Below are 25,977 nucleotides of genomic sequence, written 5' to 3'. Positions count from 1 at the left end.
CGCCAGCCGTGAAAGCATCGTGGCATGACCACGGTTCTCCTGCTCACCTGTGACGGCGCCGCCCGCGAAGCGGATGTCGAAAGCAAACTCGTCATGGATGCTCTCACCTCCTACGGCATCGCGTCGACGATGGCGCCGTGGTCGAGCCCGTCCCTCCTCGATATCGACGCCGACCTGGTTCTGATCCGGTCGACCTGGGACTACACCCAGCGCCTCGACGAATTTCTCGCCGTTCTCGATCAGCTGACCGCTCCGATCGCCAATCCACTCTCGATCGTGAAGTGGAACGCGCACAAGGGATACCTCACCGAACTTGCCGCGGCCGGCGTCCCTATCGTCCCAACCGCTGTGATCGCTGCCGGAAAGAGCGAAACACTCACCCTCCCTTCGTTCGAGGGTGCCGACGTCATCGTCAAGCCTGCAGTGTCCGCCGGCGCTGTCGGAGTGGGAAAGTTTGCCGCCGGGTCCGCGCAGGCCCACGCTCACCTCAGCTCGATCCTCGACGGCGGTAACGACGCGTTGGTCCAGCCATTCGTCTCGGACGTCGTCGACGGTGAGCGCTCGATCATCCACATCAGCGGACGCTACTCACACGCTGTCCGGAAGATCCCGGCCGCCCACGACTTCCGCGTGCAGGAATTTCACGGCGGAACCAACCACCTCCACCAACCGTCCGCCGCCGAACTCGCGGTGGCCGACGCAGCACTGGCCGCGACCCCATGCGGCCCCGGCGAATTGCTTTATGCGCGTGTGGACGTCGTGGGTCCGGTGGATCAGCCACTGCTCATGGAAGTGGAACTGATCGAGCCCGAACTCTTTCTGCCATTCGCCCCTGGATCTGCCGACGCCCTCGCACAGGCAGTTGTCGCGTCACTAGGTCGGTGACGCGCCACGGAGTGCCTTCTTGTCGATCTTCCCCAAAGCAGTGAGCGGCAGCGCTTCCAGAATCGAAATCTCCTTGGGCGCCCAGATCGGACCCTTGTGCGATCTCACGTGCGCGATGAGTTGATCGGGTGTGACCGACCATCCCGTCTTCAGTACGACTGCGGCGGTAACAGCTTCTCCCCATTGAGAATCGGGGACACCGAATACCGCACATGCTGCCACCGCGGGATGATGTCCGAGTGAGTCCTCGACTTCGCGCGGGTAGACGTTGAATCCACCACTGATGATCGTGTCTTTGATGCGGTCGACGATCGAGATGAGCCCACTTTCGTCGATTCGAGCAACGTCGCCGGTGTGCAACCACCCATTCGCGAGCGCTGCAGCGGTTTGTTCAGGTTTGTTCCAATAGCCGTCCATCACGAGCGGACCTCGCACACAAAGCTCGCCGGGTACGCCCGTCGCCGTCTCGTTTCCCTGCTCGTCAAGCAACACCACTTCGACACCTGGCATCGCGCGCCCACAACTCCCCAAAACTGCGGGATCGTCCGTGTGCTCACGTGTATCGAGTACCGTCAACGCATTCGGGGCTTCGGCCTGACCGTAATGCTGGCTCAGGATCGGCCCGAACACCGCCCCTGCCTGCTCGAGCCTGGTGGGGTCGATGGGTGCAGCACCGTAAAGCATCCAGTTCAGCCCAGACAGATTCGCATCCGACAGGCGTGGATGGTCGAGTAAGGCATAGAGCATCGTGGGAACCACGAATGTAGCTGTGACTCCGCCATTTTCGATGGCGTCGACAACTCTGTCCGGGTCGAACGACCTGTGCAACTCGAAGCTTGCACCTCGCAGCAGACCGGGTGCGACGAGCAGACCGGCAGCATGAGACATCGGCGTAGTGAGCAGCATGGTGGTTTCAGCCGGCCACTCCCACGTGGTGCAGGCCCAGGCATTGGCGACCAAGGATCGGTCCCTGAGCATGACGCCTTTCGGCTCACCGGTGGTTCCACCGGTGTAGAAGAGATACAAAGCTCGACCCTGACCGCCTAAGCCTGAACCTATTCCCGCCGTACCCAATTCACACGCTGATTCGAGGGCTGACAGTGACATCACTCGAGTCTGTGCCGCTTCGGCGCGTACCTGGAACTGTCCGTCGGCAACCAACAGGAGATCGGTACCACTGTCTTTCAGCACCATCCTGTCGTTCTCTTCGGTCGCGAGCGGATGGAGTGCCGTGTAGCGCACGCCCGCCAGACACGCCGCGGCCATGACCGTGAATGCTTCAGGACACGGCCCCGCAAGCAGGGCGACCCCGGCTCCGTCCGGCAGAGCGAAGCTACTGAGGACACCTGCAATCCGCTCGATCTGTTCCGCAGTCTGCCAATATGTCAGCTCGGCCCGATCACCGTTCCGATCCGTGAATCGAAACGCGATGTGGTCTGGTCGGCGTCGCAGCGCCGACAGAATCAGATCCGCATATCCCGCTTGCACCTGCAAGCCTGGCGCCATCGGTTCATCGTTCATGATGTCCGCGTTCATCGTGGCCCTCCCAAGATCGTGACCGCGGCGACGGCTTCCTCGATGCCGTAGAGACCTCCGCCGTTCTCTGCGACCGCGATTCGAGCACCCGGAACTTGTCGCCGCCCTGCTTGTCCACGCAACTGCGTGACAAGTTCGAAGACCTGCGCCAGTCCCGTTGCCGAGACCGGATGACCACGGGACTCGAGCCCACCTGACGGATTGACCGGACGCACGCCTCCCAACGAACTCGCACCGGACGCCGACCACGCGCCGCCCTCACCGATCGGGCAGAACCCCAGATTCTCGACCTGCTGCACTTCACCGAAGGCCGTGGCGTCGTGGACCTCTGCCACATCCACATCGCCTGGCCCGACTCCGGCTTCCTCGTATGCGCTCATTGCTGCACGGCGACCGATGTGACTCTCCACGTCATCTGCGGTCCGATCCGTGCCTGACACCAAGCTGCAACCGAGTACCTGCGCCGCCCGCCGAGAGGAATCGTGCCTTCGAGCAAAGTCCGCACTGGTCACAATGACCGCCGCTGCACCGTCACTGACGGGCGAGCACATCGGAACTGTCAGAGGCCACGCGACTCGCCTTGCGGCAAGCACCTCTTCGACGCTGAAGAGTTTGCGAAAGTGCGACCGCGGATTGTGCACGGAATGCGCATGATTTTTGGCTGCTACGGACGCGAGCTCGAACTCGGTGGTTCCGAATCTCTCCATGTGCGCCCGGGCAAGAGAAGCGTAGATCTCCATGAACACCGACCGCTCACCCTGCGATCCGAGTGCATCCGGCAGCGGAGCGGACAGCGAAGCAAGGCCCGCGAGCGTCTCGTCGCGATGCGCAACGTCGAGTGCACCGTCGAACACCTCCAGACTTCGAGCCGGATCCGAGCACACCAGCTTGTCCACCCCGACCGCCAACGCGACCTCGGACAGACCGGCGCGAACGTGGGCGATCGCCAGCCAGAGTGCAGTCGCGCCGCCGGCGCAGGCATTTTCGACATTGACGACCGGGACTCCCCCGAAACCGTATGGCCTCAAGGCAATCTGGCCTGGGATCATGTGCTGCCGGTCGATCGCCTTCTGGCTGACTGTCGCGTAGAAGACCGCACCGACGTCACCGCGGGTCAGGCCCGCGTCTTCGACGGCATCGATCGCCGCACGCCCCGCCAATTCCGAGGCCGCGGTATCCGCGTGCCGCCCGAAGAGAGTCGCGCCGACACCGAGAACCATGACTTCGCCGCTCACGCCACCACTCGATTCCTCAATACACCGAGGCCGGTGACCTCGAGTTCGACTACGTCTCCCGGTTCCAGGAACCGCCCGTGCTCCAAGCCGCATCCACTCGGCACGGTGCCGGAACAGAAGACTTCACCCGGGTACAGCCGCGTGGAAGTCGAAGCGAACGAAATCACGTCCTCGAAACGATGGTCCATGTCGGCGCTGGTTCCTCGGCTCACCTCGTCTCCGTTGATTCTCGCGGTCATCTCGAGTTGGTAGGGGTCACCGACTTCGTCGGCCGTCACGATCCAGGGCCCGAGGACATTCGCGTTCGAAAAGTCCTTGCTCTTACTGAGACCGAGTCCGGTGGAGATCTCCTCGAGCTGAGTATCGCGGGCGCTGAAATCGTTGAAGATGGTGTAACCGAAGATATGCGCAGGGGCATCCGCGCGTGAGATGTCGGTTCCACCGCGCCCCAGCACACAGGCGAATTCGAGTTCGTAATCGCGCAGGCTCGAGTACTCGGGCCACACGACGTCAGATTTGTGTCCGGTCACCGCCAATCGGTTCGCTATGTAATACAGCGGGCGCTCCAACTGGATCTTCGGCAGTTCGACGTCCTCGAGTGCGACCCCTTGAATTCGGGCGCGAGCGTTGCGGAAGTGATCCATGAAGCAGCCGAAGTCTCGGATCTGGACCGGCTGAGGAAGCGGCGACATCCAGCGCACATCACCTGCGTCGACGATTGCACTTGCCGGCGGCTCGTCTGCGAGCCGATCCAGGGTCTCCCGTGCCGCCGGACCACCTTCGATGATGGTTTGCATGGTTTCCAGTTCTGGAGCCGGTTTTCCCGTCACATCATGATGAGCTCGCTCGAGTAACAACAGTTGCTCGCCGCTGCCCGTCACCAGAGCCGTCTGCTGAGTCTTTTCGTATTCGACGGTCGCAAGTTTCACTGTGAGTCAATACCTTTCACTGAATTGTTCGTTAGGTGAGGCAGGAATTTTGCTCAGACGAACGCGACCACACGAGCCGGGGCAGCGCTGGCTCGCGCAAGCTTGATCGGGAAAAACGCCACGTGAAATCCCGAGGGCGGAAGCGCGGCGAGGTTCGCCAGTTGCTGAACGATGAATACTTCACGTTCGCGTCCGGCCCGGTGCCCGTCCCAGAGAACCGAGTTGTCCCCGGTGTCACGAAATTTCTGCGCCATGACTGCAAAGCTCAAGTCCCAGCCGGCAGCGTCGGTGCCCAGCACCTTCGCGCCTTGCTCGGCGAGAAACAGCGTGCCTTCGCGACTCATCCCTGGATACTGAAAGAACCCTGGATCAGCCAAGGTGAAGCTCTCTTGTCCGGTACGGAGCAACACGGCACCACCCTGGGGAACGGACGCACCGTTTTCCGCCAGGGCAGCTTTCAGCGCGTCCACCGAGATCGGCTGATTCGCCTCGCACCGGCCGCGCAGGTCGAGCACCACTGTCTCGCAGAACAATTCATCCAACGCGATGTCTGTGATCGTGCGAGAAGGCTTACCCTCCGAGGTTGATCCGTAGTGCAACGGCGCGTCGACGTGTGTGCCCAGATGGCTGTTGAACTCACTCAACATCTCCGATCCCCACCCCTCACCGTCCGGAAGATCATGAACTCCGCACTGCAGTGCTGCCGCGAACTCGTCGCGTCCGGCACCTGCGGGGTGCGAGTAGGTCACCGAGGGGGCAACGACGGAAGCCAGTGCCTTCAAACCCTCGGGGAGCAATTCCCGATCGGCCGGATCGAGAGTTCTAGTCAGATCGATGAATTCCATGTCCGCCCATTCCGTTAAGTTATTGGACGCTCAGCATAGAACTGGACGATCAACATAGGCAAGAGGGTGTCGCGAGAGGAATACGGCCGGCCGATGGCCGGCCTCGTAGCATGAGTGCGGTGCGCAGGTCTCGGCCCCGACGGGCGCGTCGACGTCACCGCGTGCCGGAATTGGCTGCACTCGAGAACGAAAGAAGGCAGGAACACCGAATGGCGTCGACACGCAAGCAGGAGATTTCCGAGGAAACCAGACGGCGACTGGTGAAAGCCGCGGCCGAACTGGCTGCCGAAGGCGGGTCGACCGCGATGTCCGTACAAGCCGTGGCAGAAAGATCCGGTATCAGCAGAGGGTCCGTGGCCTGGCACTTCGGATCGAAGGACGGGCTTCTACGAGCCGTCGTCGAGGACGCATTCCGGTGGGGCATGGAAAAGCTACGCGCAGAGTTGGCATCATCCTCGGCGACTGGAATCGAAGCATTGATCGAAGCCAACTTCGTACTGATGTCATACCCCGAGGCACGAATTTTCTCGACCATCTTGATCGAAGCCGTGATTCCCGGGTCCACCATCCGCGAGACCTACGCAGAGCAGTACGTCGCAATGCGAACGCTGTACGCGGACTACCTGCGTTCGATCGACACCCCGGTCACCAATCCGGAGTTGGTTGCCGTCACCCTTCTGGCCGGCACTCTCGGGATCAACCTCCAACATCGCCTCGATCCCGACAACGTCGATCGACGTTCAGCAGTAACCGAGCTCGAATCGATCTATGCCCGCGCGATGGCACCTACCACAACGTCAGGACACGAGAATCCCTAACCGGACCGGAAGTTCAACTTCCCGAACAACTTTCGCCCGCGACCTGGGGCGGGACCGCATCCAGCCTGGCGCGAATGAACCTGGCAACGTCACGTAGCGCAGCCCGGCTCTCCGGCAAGCCAGGCCAGACGGCGGGAAACGCGTGAACCTGGCCGTTCCAGATCTGCAGCGAGCACGGCACCCCCGCGGCGGCGAGCCGTTGCGCCATCACCTCCGAATCGACTCTGAGCACCTCGGATTCGGCGGCGATCAGCAACGACGGCGGCAGAGCGGCCAGATCGCCGTCGACGGGTGAGTTCGTCTGTCCGCCAAGCTTTCCGATCGCCATCAATGCCGACACCGGGGCGATCACGTCGCGTCGAGCGTTGGCATGGACCGATTTGGTGGTGCAATCGAGATCGAGGAGCGGTGAGAGCCCGACCAGACCGGCCGGAACCTCGAGCCCCGCGGAAACAGCTGCAAGTGCCGTCGCGAAGACCAGGAAGCCTCCGGCCGAATCGCCAACGAAGACAACCTTTTCCGGCAAGGCTCCCTGTTCGAGGAGCCACCGGTATGCATCGAGACAGTCGTCGACGGACCCGCTGATGCTCGTGCTCGGCAACTGTCGATATGCGATGTGCAGGACCGGAAGGCCGGTTCGCTTGGCGATGCTTGCAACGACCGGCCGATGCGTGTTGAGCCCGCAGCACATGAACCCGCCGCCGTGCAGGTAGAGAACAACACCGTCGCGCAGATCAGCCGTCGAGCCTGCCGTCCGCACGAGTTCACCGTCGAAACCTGGAAAGCGAATCGCTTCCCGATCGATCCCGGACGGAATGCGTACACCCGCGGCCGAGTCCAGCACTGCGGCGCGGCGCATGGCGCCAGGCGTCAGCGGCGCGATCCCGACCACGGGCCGAAGCATCCATCGACACGCGTTGTAGAGGACCTGCGATTCGATACTCGGCCTGCCGTATCGAGTTCCGGTCCTTCGACTGACTGTCGGCAACAGAGACATCTGTCCAGATTAGAAGCGATCAGGCACCGAAGAGGTCGACTTCGTCGAGATCGTCGACGATCGTGACCTTTCGTTTCCGCCCGCCGATGACCTTGCCCAGACCGCGCAGTCCACCGGACTGAGCTTTCGGGGCGGGTTCGATGCGCTGCGGCGCAACTCTCGTCCGCGCTGCGCGCTGAACAGGCTTGGGGGCGGGGGCTGCTGCAGGTGCCGCGGGTTCGGGAACCTCGGCTGGAACCACCGCTTCCGGCTCCACGAAGCCCTGAGCAACCGGGGCCTCGGGCGCGACCTCAGCGGCTTCCTCGACCTCCGCCACTTGCTCCACCTGCACCGGTCCGTCGATCACCGGGATGTCCGACGCCCAGCGGACCCGATACTCCAGACCGCGCGACGCCAGCTCACGCGCGAGATCGCCGTGCCAGACCCCGTCTTCGCCGTCGCCGTATGCCCGTGCGTCGGAGCTCACCCAGATGACGTCGACGCCCGGGTTGCGGTCGGCGAGATCGAGCACGGTCAGCCAGTTCAGCGTCGCCGGATATCCGTCTCGCTTCTTCTTGTCGGTATAGGGCCGACGCAGCGAGATCGCCCTCTCGGCCACCTCGAGATGCGAAACGTCGACTGGATCGACCACTTCGACGCCGATCGCCACGAGGCCTTCGATCACGTCGTCGACGTAGCCGTCGGCCTTGTCGTGAGCCGCGTCGACGAACCTCGTAAGGTCGCGCCGCAACCCCAGTCGGTCGTACATGCGCGCCTGGACGCTCAGGGCCGCGATCATCTCCGCCGATTCCTCGCGGTAGCGACTCGCAACCTCGAGGACGACCAATCGCGGCACGACGACGCGGTGTCCGAGTGCGCGAGCGTCGGCGATGGCAGTGTCGAACCGTGCGCCCCTGGTCAGGGCCGAAGAATCGAGAACGATGATCATGGGCTCGATTCTCTCTCGAGAAACCGGACGAATGCGCTAATCCACCCCGAACCGTTACTTGATCTTGAAGATCACTGCCCGCTGAACGATGAAGTTGATGACCGTCGCGGTGCCCTGCGCGATGACGAAGGCCAGCGGTGTCCGCCACCAATGCTCGTCGAAGACATGGACCATCAGTTCGTTGAGTCCGACCTGAACCGCAAAAGTGACCGCGTACAGCGCGACTACAGCGATGAAGCGGGCGCGAGAAGGCTCGGCCTTGAACGTCCACCGACGATTGATGAGGTACGCCGTCGTGGTGCCCGCAACGAAGCTCAGCGATTTTGCGGCGACGCGCGGCAACCCCAACGCAAAGAGCAGCACGTACAGCCCGTAGTCCACGACAGCCGACAGCCCACCCGTCGCGACGAACCGGACGATCTGCGTTTTCAGGTCCATCGCGTCGTCGGCGATGTCCGTCGTGACAGGAATCTCGACGGGCAGCGGGACGTGGGGTTCGTGCTGGTGACTTGCAGGTGTTTCGGGCACGACGACGAGAGTAACCACTCGAGTCGGAGCCGTCGGCACTACTCCCAGGTAACCTCTACCTTGATGTCCACGACAGCAGAAGAGACGCCGCAGCCGGCTCTCCACACCCAAGCCCGCACCCTCACCGGTTGGGGACGCACCGCCGCCACCACTGCACAGGTGCTGTCCACCCCCGACGTGGAAGTGATCGCCAACGCGGTCGCCCAGGTTGCGGAACAGAACGATTCCAAGCCCTCGCATCTGCGACGCGGCGTCATCGCGCGCGGCCTCGGCCGCTCGTACGGTGACCCAGCGCAGAACGCCGGCGGCCTGGTCATCGACATGAATGCACTCAGCCGCATTCACCGCATCGATCGCGACACCGCTCTGGTGGACGTCGACGCCGGCGTGAATCTGGATCAGCTGATGAAGGCTGCTCTGCCGTTCGGCCTGTGGGTTCCGGTCCTGCCGGGTACTCGTCAGGTCACGATCGGCGGCGCCATCGGCTCGGATATCCACGGCAAGAACCACCACAGCGCGGGCAGCTTCGGCAACCACGTCGTGTCGTTGGATCTGCTGACGGCCGACGGCAAGGTTCGCACGCTCACCCCCAAGGGCGGGCGCAACGACCCGAAGGCCGCACTGTTCTGGGCCACGATCGGCGGCATGGGCCTGACGGGCATCATCTTGCGGGCAACCATCAAGATGACACCGACGGAGACGGCGTACTTCATCGCCGACGGCGACGTCACCAACAGCCTCGACGAGACCATCGCGCTGCACAGCGACGGCAGTGAGGCCAACTACGAGTATTCGAGCGCGTGGTTCGACGCGATTTCCGCGCCCCCGAAGCTCGGCCGGGCGGCAGTCTCGCGCGGGTCATTGGCGAAGCTCGACCAGCTTCCGGCCAAGCTGCAGAAGAACCCGCTCGCCTTCGACGCACCGCAGTTGCTGACGTTCCCCGACGTCTTCCCGAACGGGCTGGCCAACAAGTTCAACTTCACCGCGATCGGTGAGGTCTGGTTCCGCAAGTCCGGCAAGTATCGCGGCAAGGTCCAGAATCTGACGCAGTTCTACCACCCGCTCGACATGTTCGGTGAGTGGAACCGCGCGTACGGATCCAACGGATTCCTGCAGTACCAGTTCGTGGTTCCGCCGGAGGCCGTCGACGAGTTCAAGAAGATCATCGTCGACATCCAGCGCAGCGGGCACTACTCGTTCCTCAACGTGTTCAAGCTCTTCGGCGAAGGCAATCAGGCGCCGCTGAGCTTCCCGATCCCGGGCTGGAACATCTGCGTCGACTTCCGCATCAAGCCGGGCCTGAACGAGTTCGTCACCGAACTCGACAAGCGTGTCCTCGAATTCGGCGGACGCCTGTACACGGCCAAGGACTCGCGGACGTCCGCGGAAACCTTCCACGCCATGTACCCGCGCATCGACGAGTGGATCGCGACGCGCCGCAAGTACGACCCCACAGGCGTTTTCGCCTCCGATATGTCCAGAAGGCTGGAACTGTGATCAACGCTGTAGGTAACCCGCAAACCGTTTTGCTTCTCGGTGGAACCTCCGAGATCGGCCTCGCCATCTGTGAGGAATACCTGAAGAAGGCGCCGCTCCGCGTCGTTCTGGCGGCACTCCCTGGCGATCCGGGACGCGAAGCTGCGGTCAAGCAGCTCGAAGCGAAGGGTGCCACCTCGGTGGAGCTCATCGACTTCGACGCCGTTGATTTCGAATCGCACCCGAAGGTGATCGACCAGGCGTTCTCGAACGGTGACGTCGACGTCGCCATCGTCGCCTTCGCACTGGACGGTGACTCCGAAGAGCTGTGGCAGAACCAGCGCAAGGCCGTTCTGGTGGCAAACGTCAACTACACCGCTTCCGTCTCGGTCGGTGTTCTTCTCGGCGAGAAGATGAAGGCTCAGGGCTTCGGCAAGATCATCGCGATGTCGTCGGTTGCCGGCGAGCGCGTCAAGCGTGCCAACTTCGTCTACGGATCCACCAAGGCGGGCCTCGACGGTTTCTACCTCGGACTCGGCGAGGCTCTCGCGGAATTCGGACCGCAGGTCACCGTCGTTCGCCCCGGCATGGTGCGCACGCAGTTCAGTGCCCACGTCAAGGAAGCTCCGCTGACGGTCAACAAGGACATCGTCGCGAAGCTCGCTGTTGCCGCCTCGGACAAGGGCAAGGAAATCGTCTGGACTCCCGGCCCGTGGCGCTTCGTCATGATGGGTCTTCGCCACGTGCCGCGCCCGATCTTCCGGAAGTTGCCGGTTTAAGCTCCTCCCGTGCCAGAAACAACAACTGCTCCGAGTACAGACCTTTCGACCCCGTCGCCGTGGCGTAATGCCGCGGCGACGGTGGTGGAAATGGCCCTCGGAGCGCTGGTCGCCGCTGTTGTAGCCGCTGTCGGGCTCTTTGCTTTCGGCCGAGTGCAGTGGCCGGCGTTCACCTCTTCCAATGTCACGCAGGCAGTCACGACGGTGCTGCAGGTGCTCTGCATCGCAGTGGTCGGTGTTGCGGTTCTGATGTTCCGCGCCCGCAAGGCCGAGCGGGTCGCAAAACTCCTCTCGTGGGCCGGGCTCTCCGGCTTCGTCACCACGACGCTCGGACTTCCCCTGGCCGCGACGAGTCTGTATCTGCACGGGGTCTCGGTCGATCAGCAGTTCCGAACCGAGTACCTGACCCGGCTGACGGATTCTGCTGCGCTGCAGGACATGACGTACGTGGATCTGCCGCCGTTCTACCCGGCCGGCTGGTTCTGGATCGGTGGACGCGTCGCGAACCTGCTGGGAATGGACGGCTGGGAAGCCTTCAAGCCTTATGCGATCGGCTCGTTGGCTGTCGTCGCCGTCGTTGCACTCGTGTTGTGGACCAAGATGATTCGACGCGATTGGGCCGTCGTCGCGGCCTTGGCCGTCACTGCCGTCGTGTTGGCGTACAACTCCCCCGAGGCGTACGGCGCCGTCATCAACCTCCTGATCCCGCCGGTGCTGATCCTCGCGTGGGGCGCATTGGACCGGCCGGGGGCATCTCGATTTGCCGGAGCCGGCGCAATACTCGGGACGGGCCTGTTCCTCGGTTTCGCCGCAACGGTCTACACGTTGTACCTCGCCTTTGCCGCCTTCTCAGTCACTTTGATGGCCGTCGTCGCAGCAGTAATGGCAGCGAAGGCCAAAAACACGTGGAAGGCAGCGCTGAATCCGCTGATCCGACTGGTAGTGATCGCCGCGATCGCAGGGGTAGTGGCCCTCACGGTCTGGACTCCGTACCTGTTGAAAGCACTTTCAGGGGCAACTTCCGAATCCGGCACGGCATTCCACTATCTTCCCGATTCCGGTGCGGTACTGCCCTTCCCGATGCTGAGCTTCACCCTCGTCGGTGGGCTGTGCCTACTCGGCACGATCTGGCTGATTTCTCGTTTCCTCTTCTCCCGCCGCGCCCGGGCACTCGGCATCGGTGTCATTGCCGTGTATCTGTGGGCATTGCTGTCCATGACGTTCACCGTCGCCGGCAGTACGCTCCTCGGTTTCCGACTGGAGCCGGTCCTGATCGGACTCCTTGCCGCCGCCGGTGTGTTCGGTTTCTTCGAGTTCGCCGGTTGGATCGTGCTGGCCACCAGCGAAAATCCTCGCGTCAAAGCGGTACTGGTTGCACTCGGTGTCATCGGAGCCATCGCCTTCGCGCAGAACATCCCGCAGGTGCTGGCGCCGGATATCGCTGTGGCATACAGCGATACCGACGGCAACGGCGAGCGCGGGGACAAGCGACCCCCGGGTGCCGAAGCCAATTACGCCGACATCGACCGGATCATTCGCGAGCAGTTGGGACGCGAACCCCATGACACGGTGGTCCTCACTGCCGACATCGGCTTCCTCAGCTTCTACCCGTACTTCGGCTTTCAAGGACTGACGTCGCACTACGCGAACCCGCTCGCCGATTTCCGTGCGCGCGCCGCGCTGATCGAGCAGTGGTCGGAACTGAAGACGCCTGACGAACTGGTAGCTGCGCTGGACTCGGCGCCGTGGCGCAGCCCCGACGCCTTCGTCTTCCGCCAGGGCGCCGACGGGTACACGCTGCGGTTGGCAGAGGACGTCTACCCCAACGACCCGAACGTCCGCCGCTACACGGTCACGTTCCCCAAGGAACTGTTCGACGATCCTCGTTTCACCGTGACCGAGCAGGGGCCGTTTGTGGTCGTTACCCGCTCTGACGCAATCTAACCAGGAGATACGTCACAAAAGGCTTACCGTCGGGGTCGTTGACGCGACCCCGACGCACCCCTAACTTCATACCGTGCCCCGAACCGATGCCCGAGCGGCGATGATCGATGCAGCCGAGCGTCTGGTTGCCGAGCGAGGTCTGGCCGCTCTGACTCTTCGTGATGTTCAGACCGAAGCCGGGCAGGCCAACAAATCGGCTGCGCAGTATCACTTCGGGTCACGTGAAGGTTTGCTGGCGGCCGTCGTCGAGTCCAGAATGCGACCTGCCGGTGAGCGTCGTCGTGAGTTGCTCGACACGATCGATCTCGACGCGAATCCACCGACGATGCGTGCCCTCGTCGAGGCTCTCGTCCTGCCGTTGGCGGAACAGACCATCTACCGCGAGGGCACGTTGTACGCGCGGTTCCTGGTGCAGTCGATCTTCGACCCGGCGATGTCGTCGACTATCCGTGACCACATGCAGGCCGAGAGTTTCCGCGAAGTTCAGCGGCGGATAGTCGCTGTGTCCTCGTTACCGGCAGAGATCGCCGAACTTCGGGCGGGAACTCTGACCGTGCTCACCGTCGTCACTTTTGCCACGTGGGAAGGCCGCGTCGACAGCCGCGAACGTGCTCACGTGATCGTTGCCGACCTGATCGAAAGTTGCCTCGGAGCACTCTCGGCCCCGGCTGCGCAAATCTGACACGCTGTCCGGCGAGTTTGTTTCCGAAACTGCCGGGGTACTCAGCCCCTCCAAGCGCAGTCGAGCAAACGGCCGCATCAACCACCGGCGGGGTAGGTGATGACAGTGAGCGAACTCGTTGCGCAAAGCCGCGAGCTTGTACCGCATCGTGCAGTTCTCGATTCCGCAGAGCATGTTCTGGTCATTGCGCGCGGCAAACCGTTCGGGCGCGAGCAGGCTTTCCATGAAGTGTTGAGCGTCGCGATTCGCAATCGCATCGAAGTACTCACTCTGGCAAGGGCTCTCATCGACGTGTCCGAGTCCCGCGACTACCGCGCGATCCCGACCGACACCGCGCACACCGTTGCGGTGCTCGAATGGGGCGAGCTACTCGAGATCCCCACCGAACACCACGAGAAGTCCAGGGCCGAGTCATCCGAGGACGTCGATGAATCGAGTGAACCCGACGACCCGATCGAACCCGAGTATCTGGTCGAGACCGACGTGGGCGGACGGGTCGTCTTCGTCGCCCTCGCGTTCACGATCGGCGGGATAGTCGGATTCTTCGCGCACGACTGGGCACTTCTGCTTCTGATCACCGCCGTGTACCTCGTGTGGATCGCGGCACGGTTGGTCGCGAAACTCGTCAGTGTTTCCCGTAGTGCCCACTGGGCGGACGCTTCGCCGATTCGTGGCGCCGATTCGACCACAAGGAACGCGGAAAACTCCCACCATCACGCTGTTGCAGCGTGACGGCGGGAGCATCCGCTTTCGCTAAAGCCTCTGCGGTACACCGTAAGTGACGACGGTATCGCCATTCGACGTGACAGCCTTCGCGTACGGCCTGATGGTCACCGGCCCGATTGCTCCCTGTACGTAACCGTGAACTCCGGACAGACGGACAGCGGCTTCGGGACCGTCGAACTCCTGATCTTCGAGCAGCGCGACGTCGGTGATACCGCCCGGCGCCAGGTCGACGTCCAGTTCCTGCGACGGAATGATGTCGCCGCCGATGACGAACCCATTGGAAATATCCAGGCCCAGTTCGAAATCCGGAACCAGACCGATCCCGAGGTTCGTTCCGCTCTCGACTGCCCAGTCGAGACCAGGACTGTTGAGAACGACCGTCGCGCCGGTCAGCGCGATCGGGTAACCGATCTGATAGCCGATCGTCAGCTTCGTTCCGGTGAAACTTGCTGCATCCGGGCCGTCGATCTTCACGCCGGCAACCCCGTCGTGGAAGAACTCGACACTCAGCGGTGAGCTGTCGAGAGGTGGAAAGACGTGGATAGCGGTATCAGCCTGGAAGACTTCTATCCGATTTCCTTTGACGTCGGTGATCGAACTGGTGTTGTCGACGCCTGCCGACGCCGTCCCACCCCCCAGGACAACGGCCAACAAGGCCACTGCTCCTACTGCGCTACTACGAACTGCTGTCTTCGACATGCACAAGCACCATCCCATCCGGTATAGGCCCCGGACGTAGGTTCCAACTCTTCGTCGAGGATGGGATTCGTCGGGGCTGCCTGAACAAACGCGAGCAAGATCCTTGTTGCGATACCCCGGTCACGAACCCGTCAAACGGTGCACGAAAACATTACTTTTCGGACAAGTCGGGCGGACCGGTTTGTCCCGCTGAGTGCGCCCGCTCGCGGACGCGAACCGTTTTGTTCGTTACTCTGACAGAGGAAGTTATCGAATCGAGACCTAAGTAGGCCACCCCGAACTTCTGAGAACTGCCACTTCAGGGATGGGCGCCAGAACCGAAAGGCACCGACTGCATGACCGAGACCTTGCCCGACGTCCAACTGCTCGAAGAAGCACGTCCAGGGCGAGTCCGTTCAGCAGTGCGGCGCTCGGTCGTCCAGCGCGGTCGTCTGGTCGACCTCGCGATCATGGCGACGTTCACCGTCGCGGCGATCTACGTGATGTCCAACCTGTGGAGCGATCTGCAGTCCGGCTATCTGTTCAACGCGGGCCGCGACCAGGCCATGTGGGAATGGTTCTTCGCCGATACCGCTCACGCCCTCGCCCAGTTCCGCAGCCCACTGTTCAGTGACCTGCAGAATTACCCGCTCGGCGTGAACCTGATGGCCAATACCGCCATGTTCGGGATCAGCATCCCGCTGGCCCCGATCACATTGATCTTCGGACCGACAGCCACGTATGCGATCGGACTGACTGCCGGCCTCGGCGGCACCGCTATCGCCTGGTACTGGGCATTCTCGCGGCACGTGCTGACCGGCGTCTCCGTCCGCTCCAAGGTCGCCGCCGCCGTCGGAGCGGGGTTCTGCGGATTTGCGCCCGCCATGATCTCGCATGCCAACGGCCACCCGAACTTCGTCGCGTTCTTCGTACTTCCGTTCATATTCTTGCAGGTAGTGCGCATTTCGAACGGCAAGCGTCCGGTTCGCGACGGTGTCGTCCTCGGCCTACTCGTCGCCTGGCAGATCTTCCTCGGCGAAGAACCGCTCCTCATCTTCACGATGTCAGCCATGGTGTTCGGCGCCGCCTATGCACTGCCCGGCCTGGCCAAGTCGCGCCAGGCGATCAAGCGCGCGATGCCCGGCCTCGTGATCGGCGGCGCGGTCACACTCCTGATCACCGCGGTGCCGCTGTGGTCGCAGTTCTTCGGCCCAGCGAGCTACGACGGCGTCTCACACGGTCAGGCAGGCAACGACACCGCTGCACTCACCACGTTCCCGACCGAATCGGTTGCGGGCGACCCCGAGGGCGCGGAGTTCCGAATGAACCCGACCGAGGAGAACGCGTACTTCGGATGGCCGCTGGTGCTCCTGCTTCTCGGTGCAACGGTGTGGCTGTGGCGCATCCGCCTGACCCGCGCGGCTGCCGCCGTGATCGTGGTCATGGGTGTGCTCTCACTCGGTTCCGAACTGACCATCGACGGTGACAAGACCGGCATCACTCTGCCGTGGAAACTCCTCGCCGACCTGCCGTTGTTCGAATCGGTGCTCGAATCCCGATTCGCGATGGGCGCGATTCCGGCGATCGGGCTGCTGCTCACCCTCGGCACCTACCGCGCTTTTGTCGAACTTCGTGGACCGCGCCGCACGGCAGCCGGTGTCTGGCTGGTGGCTCTCGCCGTCGCGATGATTCCCCTGATCCCGACCCCCATTGACGCCGATCAGCGATCTGCGACGCCCGAATTCATCACCAGCGGCTCGTGGGAGAACTACGTCAGCGACGGCACCCTGGTGACGGTTCCCGTCGCGAGCGCCGAAGACGCCCGCGCACTGAGCTGGCAGGTCGACGCCGACTTCGGCTTCCCCATCGCCGGCGGGTACTTCGTCGGCCCGGATTCGAAGACCCGCGCCGGAATCTACGGCGCCGAGTCCCGGCCCACCTCGACCCTGCTGGTCAATGCCAAACAAACCGGCAAGGTCCCGTTGATCGACGTGGGCACCAGAGCGAACGCACTGACCGACCTGCGGTACTGGCACGCCGACGTACTGGTGCTTCCCCGATTCTCCGGCGACGACGCCCTGCGCCACACGGTCGACGAGCTGGTCGGCTTCGACGCCAAGCGCGTCGACGACGTGTGGGTGTGGGACGTACGAGACCTCGTGAGCGGCAAGACCTCCAACCAGAGCTGAGCGGGTTGATCAGCGGGTCATGATCACCGGACCGTCTTCGGTGATCGCGACCGTGTGCTCACTGTGCGCAGCCCGGGCGCCCGAAACGGTGCGAAGGGTCCACCCGTCGGCGTCGTGCCGGTAGTCGTCGGTTCCGTCGGCGATGAGCATCGGTTCGATGGCGATGACCAGGCCGGGACGCAGCCGGAAGCCTTTGCCTGCTCGACCTTCGTTGGGCACGTCCGGGCCTTCGTGCATCTCGCGGCCGATGCCGTGCCCACCGTGATCGGCCAGCATGCCGTACCCGCGGCCACGCGCGTACTGTCCGATCGCGGCACCGATGTCGCCCAATCGGTTTCCGGGCTGGGCAGCGGCAATGCCACGGGCAAGTGCCTCATCGGTCGCGTCGATCAGTGCCTGATCCTCACTACTCCCCCGCCCGACAGTGAAGCTGATGGCGGAGTCGCCGCACCAGCCGTCGAGTCTCGCGCCGCAGTCGATGCTGACCAGGTCACCGTCGCGAAGCCGGTACTCATTCGGGATACCGTGCACCACAGCATCGTTCACACTCGCACAGATGGCGCCTGGGAACGGCGTCGATGCCGTTGCCGGCCGGTAGTTCAAGAACAGCGCCGAGGCGCCGGCCGCCGAAATAACCTCCGCGGCAACGGCGTCCAATTCGAGCAACGTCACCCCGACGCTTGCCGCCTCACGCGCCGCAGCCAGAGCCTGCGCCGTGATTCTCCCAGCCGCCGCCATCGCGTCGATTTCCCCTGCGGTCTTGATTTCGACCATTTCGAACACCTTCCTTGTCGAATAACTATACCGGTATTACTATAAGCACATGGTGCGCGTGCCGCTGACGGCGGAAGAACTCGAACGAGGACTACGACTGGGTGAACTCCTGCGATCGGCGCGGGGCGACCGAAGCATGGTTCAGGTAGCGCTCGACGCCGGCATCTCGGTCGAAACTCTGCGCAAGATCGAAACCGGCCGCATCGCGACACCCGCCTTCTTCACCATCAGCGCGGTCGCGGAAGTGTTGGGTATTTCACTCGACACCATCGCCCGAACACTTGAAACACCACAATCCGAACAGGAAGTTGCATCCTGAGTAGTTCTCTCAGGATGTGCGGGCCCGCACTCGCCTAACATCGTTCCTTGTGCCGTCTGAAGTAGTAGTGCCCCCGAAACCCGTGCCCACTGGCCCCGAAGCTCCCCGAGAATCGGATTCCCAGAGAGTCCGGACGGCACGACTCATCGCGATAGTCACCGGCCTTCTTGGCCTGCTTCTTGCACTCGCTACGCCCTTCCTGCCCGTCAAGCAGGAAGCCGCGAGCATCGACTGGCCGCAGGGTGGGACCGTCAACAGCGTTTCGTCGCCGCTGATCTCCTACTCGCCCACATCGCTCGACATCACCATCCCGTGTTCCACCCTCGGCCAGTTGGGCGGCAGCGGCGGCACACTGCTCTCGACCATGCCGAACGGGGCGCCGGACCGAAACGCCCGCGGCCTCACCGTCCGCACCACTGCCGACCGCCTCGAAGCACTCATCCGCGATTCGGTATTGATCTCGACCCCGCTCGATCAACTGAGCGGGTGCACGGCGATCACCATCACGACCAACTCCGAGCAGACCGTCGCGGCGGTCACCGGTATCGACGGCGTCGGCACCACCCTGACCGGTGACTACCGCCCACAGGTTGTCGGCATCTTCACCGACTTGCAGGGCGCAGCGCCCGCCGGACTGTCCGCCCACATGGACGTCGACTCCCGGTTCTCGTCCAGCCCCACACTTCTCAAACTGTTCGCGATGATCGTCGCGGCACTCTCGACCATCGTCTCGCTGTACGCACTGCACCGGATCGACGGCGTCGACGGCCGTCGTGCACGGCGGTTCCTGCCGGCGCGATGGTGGAAGTTCACCGGCATCGACGCCCTGGTTATCGGCACGCTGGCGCTGTGGCATGTGTTCGGCGCCAACACTTCCGACGACGGTTACCTGCTCGGCATGGCCCGGGTCTCGGAGCACTCCGGGTACATGGCCAATTACTTCCGCTGGTTCGGAGTCCCCGAAGCGCCGTTCGGTTGGTACTACGACGTGCTGGCATTGTTCGCGAAGGTCAGCACCGCGAGCATGTGGATGCGCCTGCCCGCGCTGATCGCCGGCATTCTGTGTTGGATGGTGATCAGCCGCGAGGTGATCCCGCGACTCGGTGTTGCGGTGCGCCGCAACAAGGTTGCCATCTGGACCGGCGGGCTCGTGTTCCTCGCCTTCTGGTTGCCGTACAACAACGGCCTGCGCCCCGAGCCCATCATCGCCCTCGGCGCTCTGCTCACGTGGTGCTCCATCGAACGCGCCATCGCTACCGGACGTCTGTTGCCCGCCGCGATGGCCGTGCTGATCGCCGCATTCTCGCTGGCCGCCGGACCTTCCGGGTTGATCGCGATCGGCGCGTTGATCGCCGGCGCCCGGCCGATCCTGCAGATCCTGATCGCCCGCGGCAAACGCGTCGGCTTCCTGTCCCAGATCATGCCGATTCTCGCCGCCGGAACCGTGGTGCTCGTCGCGGTCTTCGCAGATCAAACCCTCGCGACAGTTCTCGAATCGACCAGAGTGCGAACGGCCGTCGGGCCGAACGTTCCGTGGTTCGAGGAACGGTTGCGTTGGGACGCACTGATGACCATCTCCCCCGACGGCTCACTGGCCCGCCGCTTCGGCATGTTCGTCATGATCGTCGGACTCGTCTTCTGCGTCATGATGATCCTGCGCAAGGGCCGGATCCCCGGCACCGCTATCGGGCCCTCGCGCCGAATCCTCGGCATCGTGTTCGCGTCGCTGCTCCTGATGCAGTTCACCCCCACCAAGTGGACTCACCACTTCGGTGTGTACGCCGGTCTGGCCGCCACGGTGGCCGTCCTCGCTGCCGTCGGTGTGAGTGCGTCGAGCATGCGTTCCAAACGAAACCGCGCGCTGTTCGCCGCGGGCATCCTGTTCATCCTCGCTGTGGCGTTCACGAGCTCCAACGGCTGGTGGTACGTCTCGAGTTACGGCGTCCCGTGGTGGGACAAGCCGCCGTCAATCGCCGGCAAGGGATTCTCGACGGCCTTCCTCGGCCTCACGATTCTCGCGCTGCTGCTGGCCGCGTGGTACCACGTCATGGAGCCGCGCCGGCGAAACGGCACGGAGGACAGCGTCAAGAAGACCAGGCGACTCCGCCTTCTCGCCCCGTCACCGTTGACCATCGCGGCCGGAGCGGTCGTGCTGTTCGAGGTGCTGTCCCTGCTCAAGGGCGCGGTCGCGCAGTACCCCGCGTATTCGATCGGCAAGTCCAACATCGAATCCGTCTTCGGCGGAAGCTGCGGTCTCGCGGGTGAGGTACTCGTCGAGTCCGATCCGAACGCCGGCGTTCTGCAATTGACGGATCGGCCCACCGATCTCGCCGGCGCAGGTGCATTCGGTGCGAGCGAATCAACCGGGTTCTCGCCGGACGGGGTTGCAGGCGACCTCACGGCCGACGCAGAAGACTCGACGGCAGGCAGTGCAAACAGCCTCGACACCTCGACCTCGCAGTCCGGCACCACCACGCCGGGAACCGGATCCGGCACCGCCGGTGGCTCGCAGTCGACGGCCGGCGTCAACGGCAGCAACGTCGCGCTCCCGTTCGGGCTCGACCCCGCAAAAACCCCGGTGCTCGGTAGTTACGGAGCACCTCAGAACGCGTCACTGACCACCGGTTGGTATTCACTCCCCGAGCGCAACGACGCCGCACCGCTCCTGACCGTCGCGGCCGCCGGACGCATCCGCTACGTCAACTCCGACGGCATCGTCACCCCCGGCGCAGTGCTGCAGGTCGAGTACGGCAAGAAGCAGGCCGACGGGAGCGTCGACGCACTGGGACGTGTCGATCCGATCGACATCGGCCCGTCGCCGTCGTGGCGCAACCTGCGCGTTCCGATGGATCAGCTGCCCGCAGACGCCGACACCGTGCGTCTGGTGGCCAGTGACACCGACATCAGCGCCGACCAGTGGCTGGCGGTCACACCGCCACGAGTGCCGACCATGCGCACGCTGCAGGACGTCGTCGGATCCACCGATCCCGTGCTGATGGACTGGGCTGTCGGTCTGGCCTTCCCGTGCCAACGTCCGGTGGATCACCTGTACGGCGTCGCCGAGATCCCCGACTGGCGCATCCTGCCCGACCGCATCGGCGCGGAGTCCACCAACGCCTGGCAGGACCACTACGGCGGCGGACCGCTCGGCTGGACTACCGAACTGCTCTCGGCCAGGGCATTGCCGACCTATCTGGACAACGACTGGGATCGTGACTGGGGATCGCTCGAGCAGTACACACCGCTCGATTCGGACGCGGTTCCCGCGCAAATGAACGTCACCACCGAGACCCGATCGGGCACCTGGACACCGGGCCCGATTCGTTACCAGTCGTAACTGTTACGCGTGGACCTACCAACCACCCAGGCACGGTAGGTCCACGCTCAGCCCTGACATACCATCGGTAGCCGTGCCCGACGCCGTGACAGCTTCACCTCAGACTTCGAGTTCGCCGCCTCCTGCTGGTCAGGATGCCCGCGAGCGTTTCCATCGCACGCGATGGGTCGCGATCATCGCCGGCTTGCTCGGCTTCGTGCTCGCACTGGCAACTCCGCTGCTTCCCGTCGTGCAGACGACGGCTTCGGTCAACTGGCCGCAGAACGGTGTGATCGGCGACGTCGAGGCACCTCTGATGGCGCAGGTTCCCATCGACGTCAACGCGTCGATCCCCTGTACCGCGGTCAGCTCGCTGCCCGAGGGCGGCGGCATCTTGCTGTCGACGGCACCTGCACAGGGCGACGGCGCGGCACTGTCGTCGATGTTCGTCCGGGTGTCCGCGACGAGCGTCGACGTGCTCGATCGCAACGTCGTCGTCGCTTCGGCGGCACGCGAGGACGTCGAGTCCAGTCGCTGTGGCGCCATCGCGTTCAGCTCCGACGTCAACCGAACCACGGCAGAGTTCGTCGGACTGACGTATCCCGACGGCAACCCGATTCGTGGCCAGCTCGACGGTGACTTCCGCCCGCAGGTGGTCGGCGTCTTCAGCGACCTGCCCGACGGCGCTGCCCCCGAGGGCCTCGGCTTCTCGATGACGATCGACTCACGTTTCTCCTTGAGCCCCAGCGTCTTGAAGCTGGTCGCGATGATCGTGGCCGTCCTCTCGACCATCGTCGCGCTGGTCGCCCTGGCTCGCCTCGACGGCACCGACGGCCGCAAGCACCGACGCTTCCTGCCCGCACGCTGGTGGAAGTTCTCCGGTATCGACGGAGTGGTGGTCGGCACGCTCGTCGTGTGGCACTTCATCGGCGCGAACACCGCCGACGACGGTTACCTCCTCACCATGGCCCGAGTCTCACCGGACGCGGGATACATGGCCAACTACTTCCGTTGGTTCGGCGTTCCCGAGGCCCCGTTCGGTTGGTATTACGAAGTGCTGGCCGTGATGGCGAAGATCTCGACCGCGAGCCCGTTCATGCGTCTGCCCGCTCTGCTCGCCGGAATCCTGTGCTGGATGGTCATCAGCCGCGAGGTCGTCCCGCGTCTCGGCCGGGCGGTTCGCCGGAGCAACGTCGCCCTCTGGACCGGCGGTCTGGTGTTCCTGTCCTTCTGGCTGGCGTACAACAACGGTCTTCGTCCCGAGCCCATCGTGGCTCTCGGCGCACTGCTCACCTGGTGCTCCATCGAGCGCGCCATCGCCACCGGACGTCTGCTGCCCGCGGCCACGGCAATCTTGATCGGTGCCTTCACTCTTGCCGCCGCACCCACCGGATTGATGTGTATCGCAGCCCTTCTCGCCGGTGTGCGCCCGTTGGTACGCATCGTCGTCAAACGTCACCGACTGGTCGGCACACTGCCGCTTCTCGCTCCGATCGCCGCTGCCGGAACCATCGTGCTGGTGGTCATCTTCGCCGACCAGACCTTTGCCGGTGTCATGGAAGCCACGCGCGTCCGAACGATCATCGGCCCCAATCTCGAGTGGTACCAGGACTTCCTGCGCTACTACTACCTCTTCGTCCAGACAGTCGACGGCTCGGTTGCCCGACGCTTCGCGTTCTTGACGATGATCCTGTGCCTCTTCACGACGCTCTTCGTGTTGTTGCGCCGCGGCCGCGTCCCCGGCGCGGCAACCGGTCCGTCGTGGCGCCTGGTCGGCGTCGTCTTCGGCACGATGTTCCTGATGATGTTCAACCCCACCAAGTGGACTCACCACTTCGGTGCGTACGCGGGCATCGCCGGTTCTCTCGCCGCGCTGACCGCCGTGGCCGTGTCCGCGTCCGCCCTGCGCTCGCGTCGTAACCGATCGGTGTTCGTGGCCGGACTGCTCCTGATGCTCGCGTTGACGTTCGCCGGCATCAACGGCTATTGGTACGTCTCGAGTTACGGCGTGCCGTGGTTCGACAAGACCATCTCCTACGACGGCCGTGAATCCAACACCCTGTTCCTCGCGCTCTTTGCTCTCGCCTTGGCCTTTGCCGCCTGGCAGTACCTGCGTGAGGGATTTGCCGCCCCGCCCGAGAAGCCGAACACGGCCAAGGGCAGACGAATTCGCAAGTTCGCGGCCGCTCCCCTCACCGTGATCGCCGGTCTGATGGTCCTGTTCGAGGTGCTCTCGCTACTCAAGGGTGCAGTGTCGCAGTACCCGGCGTACTCGCTGGGCCGAAGCAACATCGAGGCACTCGCGGGCAAGACCTGCGGCATGGCCGAGGACGTTCTGGTCGAGACCGACGTCAATTCCGGGAATCTGCGGCCTCTGACCGCTCCCGGATTCAACGCCGAGAATCCGTTGTCCGGAGTTGATTCGAAGGGCTTCTCCCCCAATGGGGTTCCCAGCGATCTGACTGCGGATTACATCGAAGTCAAGCAGGGCATGGGCAATACCGACAGCCAGAGTGTCGGTCCCACCTTCGCCACCGGTTCCGGTGCCGGAACCAGCGGCGGCACCGGCAACGTCGGCGTCAACGGCAGCACGGCCAAGCTCCCCTTCGGCCTCGATCCGTCGAAAACGCCGGTCATGGGCAGCTACCAGCCCGGCGTGCAGGAACCTGCTTCCCTCATCTCGAGTTGGTACGGATTGCCCACTCGCAGTGAAGAATCACCGCTGGTGGTCATGTCCGTCGCCGGGCGTGTGTGGTCCGTCGACAACACCGGTGCGATCACGTACGGCCAGTCACTTCTGGTCGAGTACGGCAAGACTCAGCCCGACGGAACCGTGCAGGTTCAGGGTTCGTACATGCCGCGAGACATCGGACCCGCGCCGTCGTGGCGCAACGTCCGTATCCCGATCGACGAACTCGCGCCGGACGCGGACGCCGTTCGGGTGGTCGCGTTCGATCCCAACCTCACGGGCGATCAGTGGATGGCATTCACGCCGCCGCGCGTGCCCAAGCTCGAGTCCCTGAACTCGTACATCGGCAACGAGCAGCCGGTCCTCCTGGACTGGGCTGTCGGCCTTCAGTTCCCGTGCCAACGTCCGTTCACACATCAGAACGGTGTGGCCGAGATGCCGAACTTCCGCATCCTCCCGGACCGTCCTCTTGCGGTCAGTTCCACCGACACCTGGCAGTCCGCGGACAACGGTGGCCCGCTCGGATTCACCGAGGTTCTTGCCGGTGCGACGACGGTTCCTACGTACCTGAAGGACGACTGGGCGCGGGACTGGGGATCACTCGAGCGGTACGACCGGTACTTCCCCAATGCGGTTCCGGCAGAGGTGGAGACGGGCACCGCAACCCGCTCGGGCATGTGGATGCCCGGCGAGATGCGAGTGCACTAGCCTGCGCTACCTACTCGGGTGACTGCTCGGGTGCGACGTACGGAGACGGCAGAGACCGCTCCGACAACGACGACGCACCCGAGTAGTTGCCCAACGCCTGGCCGTTCGCCGAGCAGCACAACCGCCAGCAGTACGGCAAGTACCGGTTGCATGAGCAGGAGCGTCGCGCCCACCTCGGCGGGAAGCCGAGGGAGCGAGTGCCCCATCAGCATCCAGCCGAACACCTGGCCGACCAGTGCCAGTGCCGCGAGCCAGCCGAACGCTTCCCAGCCCGGGACGAAATCGATCCGGCCCCACAGTGATCCGATGACGGACCCGGCGATGCCCGCGGACGTCGTCGAGATCAACACCTGGCTCGCGGCCCGATCCGCCTCGCCCGTCCGGCCGACCACGAAGATGTAGCCGCCGTAGGCGATTCCGGAGACGAGCGAGAGCGCCGTTCCCCACAGCAAGTCGTCGCCGGTTCCCCCACCTCCGAACACGCCGCCCGCCAAGGCGATTCCCGTGAACATGAACGGCAGGGCGAAGACGAACCGCATCGGCACCCGATTGCCGAACACCAACCAGGACAGTGCGGGCACCACGACCACCTGCACGTTCACGACGACGCTCGCCATCCCCGCGCCGATCATCAGAATCGACTGCGACCACAACGCGAAATCCAGTCCGAGCAACAGACCGCCGAGCACCTGCAGAACAACTGCCCGCCGGCTCGGCTTGCCCACCCGGCGGTACTCCCGCCATGCCAACCACAACAGCGGCGGCAGGGCCAGGAAGCAACGGAAGAAGACGGCCGTCGAGGGCCCGACATCGGCCAGCTTGATGAGGAGCGAACTGATCGAGATCGCGGCTGCGCCTCCGACGACGAGCAGTCGAGGGTCGATGCGCCCCCGAGGAGTTCGGCTGGGTGTCGGTGTCTGCGCGGTCGCGGAGGTCAGAGTGGTCACTCGACAATGTTCCTGCCGCTAACTATTCAGCACAAGCAAATGTTCAGAC

The 25,977-nt window shown here is 63.8% G+C and carries 21 protein-coding genes; 11 read left to right on the top strand and 10 right to left on the bottom strand.

Going from position 1 to position 25,977, the window contains the following annotated elements:
- Positions 1 to 24 precede the first annotated feature (24 nt).
- Positions 25 to 885 carry a hypothetical protein gene (locus EHW12_RS01185; protein WP_125050192.1) on the top strand — a complete coding sequence of 287 codons (861 nt, stop codon included), beginning with the start codon at positions 25 to 27 and terminating at the stop codon, positions 883 to 885.
- Here the strand turns inward: EHW12_RS01185 and EHW12_RS01180 are convergent.
- From EHW12_RS01180 to EHW12_RS01165, 4 genes are read right to left on the bottom strand one after another with little or no spacing between them, the layout of a single operon-like run.
- Positions 874 to 2,421 carry an AMP-binding protein gene (locus EHW12_RS01180; protein ID WP_058038043.1) on the bottom strand — a complete coding sequence of 516 codons (1,548 nt, stop codon included), beginning with the start codon at positions 2,419 to 2,421 and terminating at the stop codon, positions 874 to 876. The two genes, EHW12_RS01185 and EHW12_RS01180, sit on opposite strands and share 12 nt — an antisense overlap.
- Positions 2,418 to 3,656: a thiolase family protein gene (locus EHW12_RS01175; RefSeq protein ID WP_030535807.1), complete on the bottom strand. Its 1,239-nt coding sequence runs from the start codon at positions 3,654 to 3,656 to the stop codon at positions 2,418 to 2,420. Before EHW12_RS01175 ends, EHW12_RS01180 begins: the two co-directional genes overlap by 4 nt.
- A complete protein-coding gene (locus tag EHW12_RS01170) occupies positions 3,653 to 4,585 on the bottom strand; it encodes a fumarylacetoacetate hydrolase family protein (protein ID WP_030535808.1) in 933 nt (310 codons plus the stop codon). Before EHW12_RS01170 ends, EHW12_RS01175 begins: the two co-directional genes overlap by 4 nt.
- A 53-nt stretch (positions 4,586 to 4,638) precedes the next feature.
- Positions 4,639 to 5,430 (bottom strand): cyclase family protein, encoded by a 792-nt coding sequence (locus tag EHW12_RS01165; RefSeq protein ID WP_065351774.1) that lies wholly within the window; start codon positions 5,428 to 5,430, stop codon positions 4,639 to 4,641.
- Between the two features lie 209 nt (positions 5,431 to 5,639).
- Between EHW12_RS01165 and EHW12_RS01160 the strand changes: the two genes are divergently transcribed.
- Positions 5,640 to 6,248, top strand: coding sequence for a TetR/AcrR family transcriptional regulator (locus EHW12_RS01160; protein ID WP_158170230.1), 609 nt, complete (start codon positions 5,640 to 5,642; stop codon positions 6,246 to 6,248).
- A gap of 13 nt (positions 6,249 to 6,261) precedes the next feature.
- Here EHW12_RS01160 and EHW12_RS01155 read toward each other — a convergent pair whose 3' ends face one another.
- Genes EHW12_RS01155 through EHW12_RS01145 form a run of 3 tightly spaced genes read right to left on the bottom strand, consistent with a single transcriptional unit; the run spans position 6,262 to position 8,701 of the window.
- Positions 6,262 to 7,245 (bottom strand): alpha/beta hydrolase, encoded by a 984-nt coding sequence (locus tag EHW12_RS01155; protein WP_030535811.1) that lies wholly within the window; start codon positions 7,243 to 7,245, stop codon positions 6,262 to 6,264.
- A 19-nt stretch (positions 7,246 to 7,264) separates the two neighbouring features.
- Positions 7,265 to 8,173: a PIN domain-containing protein gene (locus tag EHW12_RS01150; RefSeq protein ID WP_125050191.1), complete on the bottom strand. Its 909-nt coding sequence runs from the start codon at positions 8,171 to 8,173 to the stop codon at positions 7,265 to 7,267.
- Between the two features lie 54 nt (positions 8,174 to 8,227).
- Positions 8,228 to 8,701 (bottom strand): GtrA family protein, encoded by a 474-nt coding sequence (locus tag EHW12_RS01145; RefSeq protein ID WP_269465953.1) that lies wholly within the window; start codon positions 8,699 to 8,701, stop codon positions 8,228 to 8,230.
- 63 nt (positions 8,702 to 8,764) lie between these two features.
- On the opposite strand from EHW12_RS01145, the gene EHW12_RS01140 reads away from it, so the two are divergent.
- The 5 genes from EHW12_RS01140 (at position 8,765) to EHW12_RS01120 (ending at position 14,314) form a co-directional block, all read left to right on the top strand.
- The gene (locus EHW12_RS01140) at positions 8,765 to 10,198 is read left to right on the top strand and encodes an FAD-binding oxidoreductase (protein WP_003943934.1); all 1,434 of its coding nucleotides are present in this window, start codon (positions 8,765 to 8,767) and stop codon (positions 10,196 to 10,198) included.
- Complete coding sequence (locus EHW12_RS01135; protein ID WP_007731800.1) at positions 10,195 to 10,956, top strand: decaprenylphospho-beta-D-erythro-pentofuranosid-2-ulose 2-reductase; 762 nt, start codon at positions 10,195 to 10,197, stop codon at positions 10,954 to 10,956. The genes EHW12_RS01140 and EHW12_RS01135 overlap by 4 nt, the downstream gene beginning before the upstream one ends.
- Before the next feature lie 90 nt (positions 10,957 to 11,046).
- Positions 11,047 to 12,900 (top strand): galactan 5-O-arabinofuranosyltransferase, encoded by a 1,854-nt coding sequence (locus EHW12_RS01130; protein WP_125052506.1) that lies wholly within the window; start codon positions 11,047 to 11,049, stop codon positions 12,898 to 12,900.
- Positions 12,901 to 12,973: 73 nt separating this feature from the next.
- A complete protein-coding gene (locus EHW12_RS01125) occupies positions 12,974 to 13,582 on the top strand; it encodes a TetR/AcrR family transcriptional regulator (protein WP_228401673.1) in 609 nt (202 codons plus the stop codon).
- Between the two features lie 99 nt (positions 13,583 to 13,681).
- A complete protein-coding gene (locus EHW12_RS01120; protein ID WP_202022615.1) occupies positions 13,682 to 14,314 on the top strand; it encodes a hypothetical protein in 633 nt (210 codons plus the stop codon).
- Positions 14,315 to 14,335: 21 nt separating this feature from the next.
- On the opposite strand, the gene EHW12_RS01115 is transcribed toward EHW12_RS01120, so the two are convergent.
- Positions 14,336 to 15,025, bottom strand: coding sequence for an MspA family porin (locus EHW12_RS01115; protein WP_037126068.1), 690 nt, complete (start codon positions 15,023 to 15,025; stop codon positions 14,336 to 14,338).
- A gap of 317 nt (positions 15,026 to 15,342) precedes the next feature.
- On the opposite strand from EHW12_RS01115, the gene EHW12_RS01110 reads away from it, so the two are divergent.
- Positions 15,343 to 17,175 carry a hypothetical protein gene (locus tag EHW12_RS01110; RefSeq protein ID WP_042921226.1) on the top strand — a complete coding sequence of 611 codons (1,833 nt, stop codon included), beginning with the start codon at positions 15,343 to 15,345 and terminating at the stop codon, positions 17,173 to 17,175.
- 9 nt (positions 17,176 to 17,184) lie between these two features.
- Here the strand turns inward: EHW12_RS01110 and map are convergent, their stop codons facing one another.
- Positions 17,185 to 17,949 (bottom strand): type I methionyl aminopeptidase, encoded by a 765-nt coding sequence (map, locus tag EHW12_RS01105; protein WP_030535815.1) that lies wholly within the window; start codon positions 17,947 to 17,949, stop codon positions 17,185 to 17,187.
- Positions 17,950 to 17,998: 49 nt separating this feature from the next.
- On the opposite strand from map, the gene EHW12_RS01100 reads away from it, so the two are divergent.
- From EHW12_RS01100 to EHW12_RS01090, 3 genes are all read left to right on the top strand, one after another.
- Positions 17,999 to 18,268 (top strand): helix-turn-helix transcriptional regulator, encoded by a 270-nt coding sequence (locus EHW12_RS01100; RefSeq protein ID WP_003943854.1) that lies wholly within the window; start codon positions 17,999 to 18,001, stop codon positions 18,266 to 18,268.
- 82 nt (positions 18,269 to 18,350) lie between these two features.
- Entirely contained in the window at positions 18,351 to 21,605 is a 3,255-nt protein-coding gene (locus tag EHW12_RS01095; RefSeq protein WP_125052502.1) for an arabinosyltransferase domain-containing protein, read from the top strand.
- Between the two features lie 73 nt (positions 21,606 to 21,678).
- Complete coding sequence (locus EHW12_RS01090; protein WP_125050190.1) at positions 21,679 to 24,981, top strand: arabinosyltransferase domain-containing protein; 3,303 nt, start codon at positions 21,679 to 21,681, stop codon at positions 24,979 to 24,981.
- Here EHW12_RS01090 and EHW12_RS01085 read toward each other — a convergent pair.
- Positions 24,978 to 25,928, bottom strand: coding sequence for a DMT family transporter (locus tag EHW12_RS01085; protein WP_125050189.1), 951 nt, complete (start codon positions 25,926 to 25,928; stop codon positions 24,978 to 24,980). The two genes, EHW12_RS01090 and EHW12_RS01085, sit on opposite strands and share 4 nt — an antisense overlap.
- Positions 25,929 to 25,977 lie beyond the last annotated feature (49 nt).

The sequence above is a fragment of the Rhodococcus sp. NJ-530 genome, assembly GCF_003860625.1.
Lineage (GTDB): Bacteria > Actinomycetota > Actinomycetes > Mycobacteriales > Mycobacteriaceae > Rhodococcus_F > Rhodococcus_F qingshengii.
Note: the sequence above shows the minus strand (reverse complement) of the source record. Positions and strands in the feature narration are given on the sequence as shown.

Coding starts and splice junctions, on each gene's coding strand:
- EHW12_RS01185 (WP_125050192.1), top strand. CDS start 25: ATGACCACGGTTCTCCTGCTCACCTGTGACGGCGCCGCCCGCGAAGCG.
- EHW12_RS01180 (WP_058038043.1), bottom strand. CDS start 2,421: ATGAACGCGGACATCATGAACGATGAACCGATGGCGCCAGGCTTGCAG.
- EHW12_RS01165 (WP_065351774.1), bottom strand. CDS start 5,430: ATGGAATTCATCGATCTGACTAGAACTCTCGATCCGGCCGATCGGGAA.
- EHW12_RS01160 (WP_158170230.1), top strand. CDS start 5,640: ATGGCGTCGACACGCAAGCAGGAGATTTCCGAGGAAACCAGACGGCGA.
- EHW12_RS01155 (WP_030535811.1), bottom strand. CDS start 7,245: ATGTCTCTGTTGCCGACAGTCAGTCGAAGGACCGGAACTCGATACGGC.
- EHW12_RS01150 (WP_125050191.1), bottom strand. CDS start 8,173: ATGATCATCGTTCTCGATTCTTCGGCCCTGACCAGGGGCGCACGGTTC.
- EHW12_RS01140 (WP_003943934.1), top strand. CDS start 8,765: ATGTCCACGACAGCAGAAGAGACGCCGCAGCCGGCTCTCCACACCCAA.
- EHW12_RS01130 (WP_125052506.1), top strand. CDS start 11,047: ATGGCCCTCGGAGCGCTGGTCGCCGCTGTTGTAGCCGCTGTCGGGCTC.
- EHW12_RS01120 (WP_202022615.1), top strand. CDS start 13,682: ATGACAGTGAGCGAACTCGTTGCGCAAAGCCGCGAGCTTGTACCGCAT.
- EHW12_RS01115 (WP_037126068.1), bottom strand. CDS start 15,025: ATGGGATGGTGCTTGTGCATGTCGAAGACAGCAGTTCGTAGTAGCGCA.
- EHW12_RS01110 (WP_042921226.1), top strand. CDS start 15,343: ATGACCGAGACCTTGCCCGACGTCCAACTGCTCGAAGAAGCACGTCCA.
- map (WP_030535815.1), bottom strand. CDS start 17,949: ATGGTCGAAATCAAGACCGCAGGGGAAATCGACGCGATGGCGGCGGCT.
- EHW12_RS01100 (WP_003943854.1), top strand. CDS start 17,999: ATGGTGCGCGTGCCGCTGACGGCGGAAGAACTCGAACGAGGACTACGA.